The sequence below is a fragment of the Cupriavidus sp. 05T313 genome (assembly GCF_056396665.1).
In genome coordinates this window covers 14,208-27,651 of record NZ_JBFTLX010000009.1, presented here as the reverse complement: position 1 = coordinate 27,651, position 13,444 = coordinate 14,208, and the positions used below count along the sequence as shown (strand labels likewise).

The window sequence follows — 13,444 nt, the reverse complement described above, 5'->3', positions numbered from 1 at the left end:
TCGGTTCCAGAGGGGACCGGAGAATGCCGCCGGCTCAGTCGAGCCGGATATTGAGTTTGCGGATCACGCCGGCCCAGTAAGCCTGGTCGGCACGCGCCACCTCGGTGAACTCCTGCGGCCGCGACCCTTTCACGATCAAGCCGAGGTCGGTCATGCGCTGCTGGATATCGGGGCTGSCCAGGATGGCGTTCACATCCGCCGAAACCTTGTCCACGATGGGCCGGGGCGTGCCGGCCGGGGCGAACAGGCCGAACCAGCCGGGGCCGTCGAGGCCGCGGTAGCCCAGTTCCTGGAAGGTCGGCACATCCGGCAGCAGGGGCGCGCGAGTGTTGCCCACCACCGCCAGCGCGCGCAGTTTGCCGGTCCGCAAGTGCGGCTTGATTCCCATCACGGAAATCGTGCCCAGCGACACCTGGCCACCCAGCAGATCGTTGAGCAGCGGCGCCTCGCCTTTGTATGGCACATGGACCATGTCCAGGCCGGCCGTGCCGGTGAACACCTCCATATAGAGATGGGCACCGCTGCCGGTGCCGTAGGTGCCGTAGGAATAAGCCTTGGGACGGCTCTTCGCCAACTGCACCATCTCGGCAAGGTTGCCTGGCATGGACGAGTTGGCAGCCACCACGAGGTGCGTGGTCGCCAGTTCCGACACGGCGGTCAGGTCGCGCACGGGGTCGAAGGGCGGCTTGGCGTACTGGCTGGGCAATTGCACCACGCTGGTCAGCGTCAGCAACAGCGTGTAGCCGTCGGGAGCGGCCTTGACCACCGCGTCGGCGCCGATCATGCCGCTGGCGCCGGGGCGGTTCTCCACCACCACCGTGCGTTGCCACTGCTGGCCGAGCGGAGCGGCAATGGCGCGCGCGAGCACATCGGTGGCGCCACCGGCCGGATACGGCACGACCAGACGCACGGGCCGGGCCGGATAGCCGGACGCCCCGGTGCCTTGCGCGAGCGCGCTGGCCAGCCCGGCGAAGCCGCCACCCGCGGCCAGCGAGGCCGCGCCAAACCGCAACAGGGTCCTGCGACGTTCTGACTGCATCCTGCCTCCCATCGTTGAAGCGCCCGCCACGCCCCAATGGCCTGGTGCCGGCAAGAGATGAGATTGCGCGATGCTGCACTGCGTGGACAATGACCATTCGGCCCAAAATGATTGGCCGAATCGCTCAGGAAAAAGCCTGCCTTTGGTAAATCCGGATTGTGCAGGTGCGCCGCTTCGGGCTAACTGGCGAGCATGGCCGGCAGAGAACCGGCACCGAACCGGTACATGACGGGCAACGATCCGTCCGTGCGCCTGGCGCGCTGCGGTGCAGCGAAGGCGCGGATGGCCGGACTGACCGGGGCGTCCAACGAGGACAAGGAGACCATGCATATCGCCGTACTCAGAGCGCCCGCGCCGTCATCGATGCCGGTGCCGCTCGGCTCCCGCCCGGCCGGCGCGATGGCCGCGCGACTGCCGCGCGTGCACGAGGCGCCGCGCGCCGGCCAGSCGCCCGCACGCCATACCATCGCGGTCCTGCAAGTGCACCAGATCATTCAGGGGGCAAGGCGCCTGGGCTGCGACATCGACGCCTTGCTGCGCCGCGCGGCCATCTCGCCGGCCTTGCTGCAATCGCCCAGCGCGCGCGTGACCCAGGGCCAGTTTGCCGCGCTGATGCGATCCATGCGCCGCGTCATGCGCGACGAATTCTGGGGATTGCTCAGCCGACCGGTGGCGCCGGGCGTGTTCGCGCAGGCCTGCCAGGCACTGATCCATTGCGCCACGCTGGAAGACGCCCTGCACGCCGGCCTGCACCAGTACCGCCTGCACCTGGACGATTTCGTCCCGCGGTTGCAGCAGCGCGGCGGCGTCGCCACCCTGCTGCTGCTGCCGCGCGCGCCCGCCACGCCCTGCCGGCACTACGCGGAATCCACGTTTGCCTTCCAGGCCTACGGCGTGGCCAACTGGCTGGCGGCGCAGCGCATCCCGCTCGCCGGCGTGGACATGGCCGCGTCAGCCACGGGCCAGACTGGCGGACAGTCCCGCCTGACGGACACCGAACGGGTCTTCAACACGCGGGTCCGCTACGGCCAGCCGTACACCGCACTGCACTTCGATGCCGGCTGGCTGCGCCTGCCGGTAGTACAGGACGCGGGCAGCCTGCGGGAGTTCCTCCATGACACGCCGCGCAACCTGCTGACCCGCTACCGCGACGACTCCTGCCTGGCCGAGCGTATCCGCCGCCACCTGCGCTGCCACCTGGACGGCGAGTTGCCCTCGCTGGAGCAGATGGCCGAGACGCTGCGCCTGACGCCGCAAACGCTGCGCCGCCGCCTGCGCGACGAAGGCCGCGGCTACCAGAGCATTAAGGACAGCCTGCGCCGCGATGCCGCCATTGCCTTCCTGGAACACACGGACTTGCCGCTGCAGCAGGTGGCGCTGCGCGTAGGATTCTCCGAGCCCAGCACCTTCCACCGGGCATTCAAGAAATGGACCGGCGTGGCGCCGGGGGAATACCGGCAGCGGCAGATGATGGAATGCGCGGCCTGAGCCGCCGGGAGATGGCCTTATGGCGGAGCGCCCGATGGTCCGCGCAGGGGGATAGCGTGAACGAGGGGGAGGTGGTGGCGGTGGTGGGGGGAGTAGCGGCGCCAGGTTGCACAAGGGCGGTCCGCTGGCATTGACCTTCCGATACGCTGCGTCTCACCCGCAAGCGGGCGAGACGCAAGCCGCCCTCAGCGGAACACCACCACCGGGATATCGCTATGTGTCAGCACTTTCTGGGTCTCGCTGCCGAGCAGCAGGCCGCTGATGCCGCGCCGTCCATGCGAGGCCATGAAGATAACGTCGCAACCCAGCTCCGTCGCCGTGGCGATGATGCCCCGATAGGGCGCGGCCGCAATGGAGGTGGCACCTGTACACGGTACGCCCGCCTGCGCCGCGGCGGCTTCGATCTTCGCCAGTTCCTCGCGCGCTGCCGCCTCGATGCGATGCTCGAAAACCGATCTCTTCTCATGGCCCGCGTCGCTGGACTGCAGGAAGGGATATTCCTCCAGGCAAATGTAGGGCGTCAGTTTGGCGCCGGTCGTCCGTGCAAACTCGATGGCCGCCGGGGTTGCCTTTTGCGAGAGTTCCGACCCGTCAACGGGAAGCAGGATGTGTTTGAACATGTGATGGCCTTTGGTTGGCGGAGATGKAATTGGCGTCAGGAAGCCGAAGCTTTGCGCAGTATGACGTAGAGCTGGTCCTTCAAGTGTAGCTTCTCCTTCTTGAGGACTTCGATGGCGACGCCGTCGGCGGGCACCACGCCCGCCTCCATGTTCTTGATCTCCTGGTCCAGCTCGTTGTGGCGGGAAAACAGCCGCGCGAAGTGGGCGTCTTGTGTTTTGAGGATGGATATCTGGTCGCGGAATTCCGGGAACATGGGCCTCACCTTGGGTGGGAGTTGGAAGGCTTGCAATTCAGGAACATTCTGCCGGGAACCGGGCACGCCCGGCTTGATATGGATCATGTCCGGTGGACAAGCAACCGGCGGCAACGCCGGCCCGCGCTGCCCCTCAAACCACGCCTTTCCCCCGCAACGCCTTGATCCTCTCGGCCGACATCCCGAGAATCTCGCCTAGCACCGCCTCGGTATGCTCTCCCAGCCGCGGCGGCGCCGAGTCGTACCGCACCGGGGTAGCCGACAGCCGTAGCGGGCTCTTCACCGTGGGGCACACACCGCCGTCGCTGCGCAGCATATCCACCTGCAGTTCGCGATACCGGACCTGCGGATCTTCAAGCACCTGCGCATAGTCGTTGATCGGCCCGCAAGGAATCCCCTCGCGCTCCAGTGCTTCCACCCATTGCGCGGTAGTGCCCGTGCGCATATGGGCCTCCAGCAGCGGCACCAGCATGTCGCGATTGACGATGCGGCCCGTACCGGTGGTGAAGCGTTCGTCCTGGGCCAGGTCCGGGCGCCGCACACCGCGGCAATATCCCTGCCACTGCCCGTCGTTGCCGGCCGCCACGATCATGTACCCGTCGGCAGTGGCAAACACGTGATACGGCACCATGTTGGCGTGCGCGTTGCCGAAGCGCTGCGGCGTCTTGCCGGTGATCTTCTGCGCAAGGATGGGCGTGGCGCCGACCGCGACCACCGCATCGAGCAGCGCCATGTCGATACGCTGGCCTTCGCCGGTACGCTCCGCATGGCGCAGTGCGGCCAGCACGGCCACGGTGGCATACATGCCGGTGAGCATATCCACCACCGCCACGCCAACCTTCTGCGGCCCGCCGCCGGGCAGGTCGTCGCGTTCGCCGGTAATGCTCATCAGCCCGCCGATGCCCTGGAAGATGAAGTCGTAGCCCGGCTTGTGCGCGCTCGGGCCTTCCTGCCCGTAGCCGGTGATGGAGCAATAGACCAGCGACGGGTTGATGGCCTTGAGGCTGTCGTAGTCGAGCCCGTAGCGCTTCAGGTCGCCGACCTTGTAGTTCTCCAGCACGATCTGCGATTTCGCCGCCAGCTCGCGCACGATGGCCTGCCCTTCGGCGCTGGCGATATCGAGCGTGACCGAGCGCTTGCCGCGGTTGGCGCYGGCGTAATAGCTCGCATCGCGCGAGGGTTTTCCCTCCCCATCCGGCAGCCAGGGCGGGCCCCAGGAACGGGTGTCGTCGCCCACGCCGGGGCGCTCCACCTTGATCACCTCGGCGCCGAGATCCGCCAGGTTCTGCGCGCACCACGGGCCGGCCAGGATGCGGGAGAGGTCCAGCACGCGCACGCCGTCAAGCGCGCTCTTCATTGTTGTTGTCGTTGTCGTCATGCACGGAACTCCGCTACGCCGTTGCTGAGCACGGTGACGTCGCGCGCGGGCACCCGAGCGTCGAACAGCACGCGGCCGGCGCCTTCGCGCCACATGCGCACTTCGAGGGTTTCGCCGGGGAATACCGGCCGGGAGAAGCGCACGTTGAGCTCGAGCAGGCGGTCGCCATCGCCATCGGCAAGGGTATCGACCAGCGCACGGGCGGCAACGCCATAGGTGCACAGCCCATGCAGGATGGGCTTGTCGAAGCCGGCGGCGCGCGCCACTTCGGGATCGGCGTGCAGCGGGTTGGGATCGGCATTGAGGCGGTAGAGCAGCGCGGCTTGCGGCAGGATCGCCAGGCTGCGCTGCGCGTCCGGTGCGCGTGCCGGCGCCGCAGGAAGCGCCTCGGGCGCGGTATCGCCCTGGCCGAAGCCGCCATCGGCGCGGCAGAACGTGGTGTGGTTCACGGTAGCCAGTTCGGCACCGGTGGCGTCGTCCACCAGCGTGCGTTCCACGATCACCAGCGCGCCCTTGTCGGCGCCCTTGTCGATCACATGCGTCACCCGTGCGCGGGCGCGCACGGTACCGGCCGCCGGCAGCGGACGATGCAGGCGCAGGCGCTGTTCGCCGTGCACGATGCGGACCCAGTCGATGCCGCTCTTCGGGTCCTGCATCCAGAAGCCAGGGTAGGCCAGCACCACGGCCTGCGTGGGAAACGCCTTGAGCCGCGCCTCGTAGACGTAGCGCAACTGGCGCGGATCGGTGGGTTGTTCGCCCAGGCCAAGGCCCAGCGCGTAGAGGATGGAATCCTTCTCGCCGTAGGTCTGCCTGACCTCCGGAAAGTCCCAGTTCTTGATGCGTTCGTAGTCGAGCGGCATGGCGTCAGATCGGRTCCCAGTTGATCACGTCGGGCGAGCGTTCGAGCTTGAAAAAGCTGTTGCGCATGGCGGGGATGGCGATCTCGGCGATGGATTCCGGGGTCCAGCCTTCGCTCATATGCACCGAGCGCACCGGACGCGGCTGGCTCATCAGCATGATCTCGTTGGCGCGCACGGCAAAGATCTGCGCATTGACTTCATGCGCGGCATCGCTGGCGAGAAAGGCGGCCATCGGCGCGACCTTGTTGGCTTCCATCTTTTGCAGCTTGAGCACGCGGGCTTTCTCTTCCGGGGTCTCGGAAGGAATCGAGCTGGTCATGCGGCTCCACGCAAACGGCGCGATGCAGTTCGAGCGCACGTTGAAGCGGGCCATATCCAGCGCGATCGACTTGGACAGCGCGGCAATGCCAAGCTTGGCGGCCGAATAATTGGCCTGGCCCAGGTTGCCGATCAGGCCGGAGGTGGAGGTCATGTGCACGTAGGCGCCACTTTCCTGGTCCTTGAAGTGGTTGGCGGCGGCGCGGCTGACAAAGAAAGTGCCGTTGAGGTGGACGTCGATCACCGAGCGCCATTCCTCTTCGTTCATCTTGAAGAACATGCGGTCGCGCAGGTTGCCGGCGTTGTTGACCACGGCGTCGATGCGGCCGAAGTTGTCGATCGCGCATTGCACGATGGCGTTGGCGCCCTGCCAGCTCGACACGCTGTCGGTATTGGCCACCGCGATGCCGCCGGCGGCAACGATCTCGTCGACCACGCGCTGCGCGGGTCCGGCATCGCCGCCTTCGCCGGTGAGCGATACGCCGATGTCGTTGACCACCACCTTGGCGCCCGCCTTGGCCAGTTCCAGCGCGACGCCGCGCCCGATGCCACCGCCCGCGCCGGTCACCAGCGCTACCTTGCCTGCCATCATTCCACTCATGCTTTGACTCCTGTCTACAGATTTGTACGGATTTGCTCGGCGGCCTGGCGCTCGCCAGGCCGGGTATTCAGTAGCTCACGTTTCACTCCAGCCGCGCGCCGGACTCCTTCACCACCTTGCTCCAGCGCGCGATCTCGGCATCGATATGCGCGCCCAGCGCGGCCGGCGTGGAGCCCACCGGCTCGTAGCCGTTGGCCGCCAGGTTGGCGCGCAGTTCGGGCTGGGCCAGCACCGCCGCGATCTCCTGGCTGAGCCGGTCGATAATCGCTGGCGGCGTGCCGGCCGGCGCCAGCACTGCGTACCAGCCGTTGATGTCGAAGCCCGGCACGCCGGCCTCCGCCAGCGTGGGCACCTCGGGCGCCAGCGTGGCGCGCCTGGCGCTGGTCACGGCCAGCGCTTTCAGGCGCCCGCTGCGGATATGCGGCATCGAGGTGGAGATGCTGTCGAAAGTCAGCTGCACCTCGCCCGCCAGCATGGCGTTGACCACCTGGGCGCTGCCCTTGTACGGCACATGGGTCATCTTGACGCCGGCCAGGCTGTCGAACAGTTCGCCGGCCAGGTGGCCGGTGTTGCCGTTGCCGGCGGAAGCAAAGGTGAGCTGTCCCGGCGCCGCCCTGGCCGCGGCGATCAGCTCCGGTACCGTCCTGGCTTTCAAGGAGGGGCTGCCGGCCAKGATCAGCGGCAGGTTGGCCACCAGCGACACCGGCGCGAAATCCTTGCGCGTGTCGTACGGCAGCTTGGGATAGAGGCTGGCGTTGATGGCATGCGCGGCCAGCACCAGGATCAGCGTATTGCCATCCGGCCTGGCGCGCGCGAGTTGCTGGCTGGCGATGGTGCCGCCGGCGCCCGGCCGGTAGTCGAGCACCACCGGCTGCCCGAGGCGCTCCTGCAGCTTGGCCGCCACCGGGCGCGCCAGCAGGTCGGCGCTGCCGCCCGGCGGATAGGGGATCAGCAGCTGGATCGGCTTGCTGGGCCAGGTGTCGGCGAGGGCAGCCGCGCTGGCGCCCAGCAGGGCCGCCGCGAAGGGGGCGATCAGCATGCCCCGGAGCCATGACCTGCGGTGGCGCGCTTTCGATGTTTCCATCATGCCTTGTCCCCTTGTTGTGTCGTGATCATGCGCGCCGTTCCGCGGCACGCCTTCATTGCTGCGGAATGCCCGTATCCTTGACCACCTTGGCCCAGCGCACCCGCTCCGCGTCGATAAACTTGCCGAAATGCTCGGGTGTGTCGCCGCCCGGCACACCGCCCAGTTCGGCCAGGCGGGTCTTGACTTCGGGCTCGGCCAGGATGCCGGCCACCATCTTCTGCAAGCGCGTGACAACTGCCGGCGGCGTGCCGGCCGGCGCCACCAGCCCGAACCATGCGGTCACCTGGAAATCGTCCAGCCCGGCCTCCTTCATGGTCGGCACGTCGGGCAACTCGGCCACGCGGGTGGCGCTGGTTACGGCCAGCGCGCGCAGCTTGCCGGACTGGATATGCGGCAGGGAGCTGGGCAGGTTGTCCACCATCATGGTCACCTGGCCGGCGATCAGGTCGGCCACGGCCGGAGCGGCACCCTTGTACGGCACATGGATGATGTCGATGCCGGTGCGTTTCTTGAACAGCTCGCCGGACAGATGCACCGACTGGCCGGTGCCCGAAGAGGCGAACGACAACTTGCCCGGCTGGGACTTCGCCAGCGCCACCAGCTCGGCCACGTTGCGGGCGGGCACCTTGGCGTTGACCACCAGCACATTGGGCACCGATACCACCATGGTGACCGGCGTGAAGTCCTCGGCACGGTAGGGAAGTTGCTTGTACAGGCCGTAGTTGATGGCATTGGGGCCGATATTGCCCATCATCAGGGTGTAGCCGTCCGGCGCGGCCTGGCGCAGCGCCTGCACGCCGACGATGCCGGCGGCGCCGGCCCGGTTCTCCACCACCACGGGCTGGCCCAGGATCTCGCCCAGCCGCTTGCCGACGAGGCGCGAGGCGATATCGGTGGTGCCGCCCGCCGCCGCGGGCACGATCAGGCGCACGGGCTTGTCGGGATACTCGGCGGCGGCAACGCCGGCGCTCATGAATGCCAGGCCCAGCATGGCGGCCAGGGCCGCCCGCCTGCGTGCGCTGTAGCGCCGAACTGTCATTTGTCGTCCTCCTGGGCGGCTTGCGGCGGCGCGGGAATTCCGCCCCGCTCGTACGGGCCTATCCGGTATTCGCCCGCGCAATACGGACGAAGCGGCCTTTCTGGTTCTATTGCCACCGCGAATACGATAAATTGATGGCGGGGACATTGCTATTCACGATTCACAATAGAGGCCTTTGGCCCAGCGAAACACATGCATTACGACCTGACCGACCTGCGCCTCTTCCTCAACGTCGGCGAAACCGAAAACCTGACCCGCGCCGCCGAGCGCAGCTTCCTTTCCCTGCCCGCCGCCAGCACCCGCATCAAGCAGCTGGAAGAAGCCTTTCAGACCCAGTTGCTGATCCGCCAGGTCAAGGGCGTGCGGCTGACGCCCGCCGGCGACGCGTTGCTGCGCCATGCGCGGGAAGTGTTCCGCGAACTGGAATGCCTGCACTCGGACCTGCGCCCCTACGCCAAGGGCGTCAAGGGCCGCGTGCGCCTGCTGGCCAACACCACCGCCACCAACTCCTTCCTCGCCACCGCGCTGTCGCGCTTCCTGGCCGAGAACCCGGACGTGGACATCGAACTGGAAGAGCAGCTTTCCCAGGCCATCGTCTCGTCCATCAGCGCCGGTGCGGCGGACCTTGGCATCGTCGCCGGCGAGGTAGCCACCAATGACCTCGAAGTCATGCAGCTATGCAGCGACGAGCTGATCGTGATCGCGCCGGTCAACCACCCGCTGCCGCAATTCACCAGCCTGCATTTCGCCGACCTGCTGGATACCTGCCGCTTTGTCGGCCTCAACCAGTTCAGCGCGATCCAGTCTTTCCTGGACCGGATCGCCAGCGGCATGGGCAAGCGCATCAGCCTGCGGATCCAGTTGGGCAGCTTCGACGCGGTGTGCCGGATGGTGGAAGCGGGCGCTGGGATCGCCATCGTGCCCAACAGCTGCGCGCGACGCTATGCAAGCCGCAAGGTGCTGCGGTTTATCCCGCTGGAAGATGAATGGGCGAAGCGCGACCTGCGCCTGGTGCGGCGGCCGGGAAGGGAACTGCCGCAGTTTGCGGAGACGCTGATCCAGTATTTGACGGAGGCGGCGCGGGAGCCGGTTTGACAAAGGAGCGGCCAGCCTGGGACGGTCCCGTCATATCGGGCATCGATACCTCAGATCATTCTTTGACCTTCTTCTTCCTGTCGCGCTCTAGCTGCTTGATGCTTTCCTTGGGTGTCGGCAGGGCTTCCGGCATGGTGCCACCCAACTCGGCAATGGTCTGGCGCACTTTCTTGCCAACCTCGAAATGCGTCTGCTTGGCCTGTTGCTTGCCACGCACCAGGTCTCGCCGCAGCTTGTCATCAGTCTGCGTGGCGCGGAATAGATTCGCCGCAAGTTCGGTGCTACCCATGTGGTCGAGAATCTTCTGGCTCTTCTTCAAGCCCTTGATGGCGTGAATGTCCTTGGCCGCTTTGCCACCATACAGCCCCTTGTGGCCATGATCCTGAAAGATCGCGTAGTCCAGGGGCGTCTCGACACCCGCGTCCCTGGCCGCCGCCGCCAAGTGCTTGTTGTGAGCGGCTAGCTCGTTACGGATCGCCAGCCGCTTCTCATCTTCAGTCAGCCGCGCGAAGGCCTCGTCGTCGCGAAGTTCCTGGCGACGGGTCTGCAAGGCAAAATAGGTCTGGCCATTCGCGATGACCGGCTTGCCGGGGTCACCGTTCTGGACGATCAGGTAGCAGGCATAGCGCGAGAGGCGGATGTCGGCGATCTGTCGCCTGGCCCCCAGCCGATCCCGACCATTTCGAGGACATCCTCGAAATGGTTCGCCACCGGCTGGCCGCTGTTGCGGCAGGCCTCTGTGTCAGCGACTTACCACGCCATGGTGAATCGGCCCTTCTAACGCTGAGCAGCCAGCACGCCGGCTCCCACTCGCTCAGAGCGTCAACGTTAGTTTTCCAGTCAGTGCGCCAGGGAGCAGGGCGGAGTCGGTTTGCCGCTCACCATACGTACTGCTCGACACCCGCAACTGCCGCTCGCTCGTCAGCGCCTCCAGATGCTCGCCCAGGAAGCTGTAGATGCTGTCGTCGAACCGCATCGTGCCCAGCGGCGCCTGGATGCGGCCATCCTCCACCCAGAACGTCGCGAAGCGTGTCATGCCGGTCATGCGGCCCGCCGGCGCATCGGACCAGTTCAGGTACCAGAGATTGCCGATATAAAGACCCGTGCCCAGGGCCGCCAGCACGTCGGCCTGGGCCAGTTCGCCAGCGTCCATCGCAAGGGATAGCGGCGTTTCGCGGGCACTGGCGCAATTGGCAGCCAGATCGTACTCGCGCGCGCTGCGCGGATAGACCAGCCGGCCGGCAGGTTGTCCCGCGCGTACCAGCGTGACATCGCTGCGCGGAATGCCTTCTGGCCCGAAGGCGGGCGCCAGCATGCCACTCGCCCGCTCGTCCAGATCCAGCAGCCGGCTAAGTTGGGCGCCGCCGTCGTACAGGCGTTGCAGCGGACTTTCCTTCTGCGCCAGCGCGCGGGCCGAGAAGCCGCCCCAGGAGAGCATGCCCACCACCTCCTCGAGCGCGGCGGGGGCCAGATAAGCGCGGTAGTCGCCCGGCGACAGGACGCGCCGCGGCTTGCCCAGGTGTTCCAGTTGCCGGCGCGCATCCGCAAAGCGGCTGGCAAACTCCGCCGCGTCCCAGCGCGCGCCCGCGTAGTCGGCCTTTACCGCCTGACCGTTGGCATGGAACAGGCTCCAGTCGAAATGGAAGCCCTGCGCGGCATGCCAGCCGAAGGCGCCGAAGCTGTTGGCAAAGCCCCGGTACAGCGGGCCGGCGGCATAGATGCCCACCAGGTCGAGCCCATGCGCGGCTGCCTCGATCTGCGCCAGTACCTCCGAACTGTCTGGCGGCGCTGCCGCATTGGCCAGCACGCGCTGCCACGGGTCGCGCTCCAGCAGCAGGTAGGGGTCGGGCTGCAACTGGGCAATTGCCTCGCGCAGTTGCAGCAGCCCATCGGCAAGGCGCTGGCGATCGGTCGCCGGCTCGCCGGACAGCGCGATGCCGATGTCGGCATGACGGCCATCGCGAACCAGCTTGAGGCTCGCCGTGGCTTGCCGCACCTGCCCGGCCTGGCGCACCCGCGCCCGGTTGAAGCGAATGAACTCGGACGCCTCGGCGCTGTACCACAGGGTGAAGGCTTCACCCTCGCCCAGCGCGGCGCGCACATCTTCGGCAAGCGCCGCGAACAACGATTCCGCATCCGCCATCACGCGGCCCCTCCAAAGACTTCCACTTGCCGGAACACGCAGGCCGGCGATGCATGACCGACGCGCACCACCTGGTTGGGCTCGCCCTTGCCGCAGTAAGGCGTGCCATGCACCTCGAAGGTACTGGCGTCGCCCACGGCGGCCAGGCTGCGCCAGAAGTTGGCGGAAACGCCACGATAGTTCGGGTTCTTGACCACGCCCTTGAGCTCGCCGTCTTCGATCAGGCGCCCCCATTCGCAGCCGAACTGGAACTTGTTGCGCGCATCGTCGATGGACCATGAGCGGTTGGACGACATCAGGATGCCGCGCTCGATGCCGCCGACCAGTTGCGCCATGGTGCGGTCGCCCGGCTCCAGGTTGAGGTTGGCCATGCGGTCGATGGGCGGCCGGTTCCAGTTGCAGGCCCGGCTGTTGGCCACGCCCGGCAACCCGCTGCGCCACTGCGACAGCGCGCCGCCGAGCGGACGCAGCAGCAAGCCATCGCGGATCAGGAATTCCTTTTGCGCGGGCTGGCCCTCGTCGTCGTGGCCGTAGCTGGCCAGTTCCTCGGGGATGCCGGGGTCGAAGCTGATATTGAGCAGGGGCGAGCCATATTGATAACGGCCGAAGTCCTCCAGCCCGATAAAGCTGGCGCCGGCATAGTTGCGCTCGTCCCCGAGGATGCGGTCCAGTTCCAGCGGATGGCCGATGGATTCGTGGATCTGCAGCATCATCTGGTCCGGCATCAGCAACAGGTCGGTGGCGCCGCTGGGGGCGTTGGGTGCCAGCAGCAACTGCAGCGCCTCGTCCGCTACACGAGATGCGGCGCCGGCAAAGCCGAGACGCGCCATGACCTCGGCGCCGCCCTGCTGGCCGCTGCCGAAGCCGCCGAAGCTGCGGGTCTGGCTGTCGCCGCCGTCGAAAGCGGTCACGCTGATACCGGGATAGACAAAGCGCAGCGCCTGCCATTGCTCGGCGCCCGCGCTATTGAGGTAAAGCTGCTCGTGGCGCTGGTGATCGAGATAAACGATCCAGTTCACCAGGCGCGAATCGGCGGGCACGGTAGCGGAGACCTCCGCCAGCAGCGCGAAGCGCTCGGCGAGACCGGGGAATTGGCCGTGCAGGCCGGGGGATTCGTAGCGGGCGTGGCCTGTCGGCGGTTCCAGTCCGCGCAGGTCGACCAGGCCGTGCGCGGCGATTCGCCGGGCGAGCGCTTCGGCGCTGTCGAGCGCGCCCTGCAGCCCGGCCAGGCTGAGATCGCTGGTGGCGGCGTAGGCTTCCACGCCATCCAGGCGCACGCTGAGCATGGCGCCCATGTCCTGCGTCAAGGAGGGCGGTTCGGCGATCCCGCGCCGCAGCATGCAATGCTCGCCGGTCTGCCTGACAAGGCGCAGCGAGTGAAACCCGGCGCGGGTGGTCAGCGCGGCGAAGTTCTGTCTGGCGCGTTCGAACAAAGAGGGCTCCGGGAACGGTTGCGGGCGAGCCAGTACTGGCCTGATCTGCTTCCAGACCGCAGCAAACGCTGACTCAGGGATCGGGAAAT

13 protein-coding genes are annotated in these 13,444 nt (G+C 67.1%); 2 read left to right on the top strand and 11 right to left on the bottom strand.

The features are described 5' to 3' along the window. Window positions 1-34: 34 nt before the first annotated feature. Entirely contained in the window at window positions 35-1,039 is a 1,005-nt protein-coding gene (locus AC1DKD_RS03635; RefSeq protein WP_477142942.1) for a tripartite tricarboxylate transporter substrate binding protein, read from the bottom strand. A gap of 324 nt (window positions 1,040-1,363) precedes the next feature. Between AC1DKD_RS03635 and AC1DKD_RS03630 the strand changes: the two genes are divergently transcribed. Then, window positions 1,364-2,527 carry an AraC family transcriptional regulator gene (locus AC1DKD_RS03630; protein ID WP_477142954.1) on the top strand — a complete coding sequence of 388 codons (1,164 nt, stop codon included), beginning with the start codon at window positions 1,364-1,366 and terminating at the stop codon, window positions 2,525-2,527. Window positions 2,528-2,712: 185 nt separating this feature from the next. On the opposite strand, the gene AC1DKD_RS03625 is transcribed toward AC1DKD_RS03630, so the two are convergent. The 7 genes from AC1DKD_RS03625 to AC1DKD_RS03595 form a co-directional block, all read right to left on the bottom strand. Next, window positions 2,713-3,147, bottom strand: coding sequence for a universal stress protein (locus AC1DKD_RS03625; RefSeq protein WP_045235416.1), 435 nt, complete (start codon window positions 3,145-3,147; stop codon window positions 2,713-2,715). 35 nt (window positions 3,148-3,182) lie between these two features. Then, window positions 3,183-3,401, bottom strand: a complete 219-nt coding sequence (locus AC1DKD_RS03620; protein ID WP_441630966.1) for an HP1242/YdcH family protein — start codon at window positions 3,399-3,401, stop codon at window positions 3,183-3,185. A 133-nt stretch (window positions 3,402-3,534) separates the two neighbouring features. After that, entirely contained in the window at window positions 3,535-4,779 is a 1,245-nt protein-coding gene (locus AC1DKD_RS03615) for a CaiB/BaiF CoA transferase family protein (RefSeq protein ID WP_477142941.1), read from the bottom strand. Further along, the gene (locus AC1DKD_RS03610; protein WP_477111150.1) at window positions 4,776-5,639 is read right to left on the bottom strand and encodes a MaoC/PaaZ C-terminal domain-containing protein; all 864 of its coding nucleotides are present in this window, start codon (window positions 5,637-5,639) and stop codon (window positions 4,776-4,778) included. The genes AC1DKD_RS03615 and AC1DKD_RS03610 overlap by 4 nt, the downstream gene beginning before the upstream one ends. Window positions 5,640-5,643: 4 nt before the next feature. Continuing rightward, entirely contained in the window at window positions 5,644-6,558 is a 915-nt protein-coding gene (locus AC1DKD_RS03605) for an SDR family NAD(P)-dependent oxidoreductase (protein WP_035863195.1), read from the bottom strand. Between the two features lie 82 nt (window positions 6,559-6,640). Continuing rightward, the gene (locus AC1DKD_RS03600; RefSeq protein WP_477142940.1) at window positions 6,641-7,597 is read right to left on the bottom strand and encodes a tripartite tricarboxylate transporter substrate binding protein; all 957 of its coding nucleotides are present in this window, start codon (window positions 7,595-7,597) and stop codon (window positions 6,641-6,643) included. A 100-nt stretch (window positions 7,598-7,697) separates the two neighbouring features. Further along, the gene (locus AC1DKD_RS03595; RefSeq protein WP_441630934.1) at window positions 7,698-8,684 is read right to left on the bottom strand and encodes a Bug family tripartite tricarboxylate transporter substrate binding protein; all 987 of its coding nucleotides are present in this window, start codon (window positions 8,682-8,684) and stop codon (window positions 7,698-7,700) included. A 192-nt stretch (window positions 8,685-8,876) separates the two neighbouring features. Here AC1DKD_RS03595 and AC1DKD_RS03590 point away from each other — a divergent pair, with 192 nt between their 5' ends. Beyond that, complete coding sequence (locus AC1DKD_RS03590; RefSeq protein ID WP_035863199.1) at window positions 8,877-9,779, top strand: LysR family transcriptional regulator; 903 nt, start codon at window positions 8,877-8,879, stop codon at window positions 9,777-9,779. 55 nt (window positions 9,780-9,834) lie between these two features. Here the strand turns inward: AC1DKD_RS03590 and dinD are convergent, their stop codons facing one another. From dinD to AC1DKD_RS03575, 3 genes are all read right to left on the bottom strand, one after another. Beyond that, entirely contained in the window at window positions 9,835-10,389 is a 555-nt protein-coding gene (gene dinD / locus AC1DKD_RS03585) for a DNA damage-inducible protein D (protein ID WP_441630964.1), read from the bottom strand. 204 nt (window positions 10,390-10,593) lie between these two features. After that, window positions 10,594-11,922, bottom strand: coding sequence for a TldD/PmbA family protein (locus AC1DKD_RS03580; protein WP_441630962.1), 1,329 nt, complete (start codon window positions 11,920-11,922; stop codon window positions 10,594-10,596). Next, complete coding sequence (locus tag AC1DKD_RS03575; protein ID WP_441630932.1) at window positions 11,922-13,355, bottom strand: TldD/PmbA family protein; 1,434 nt, start codon at window positions 13,353-13,355, stop codon at window positions 11,922-11,924. The genes AC1DKD_RS03580 and AC1DKD_RS03575 overlap by 1 nt, the downstream gene beginning before the upstream one ends. Window positions 13,356-13,444: the final 89 nt, after the last annotated feature.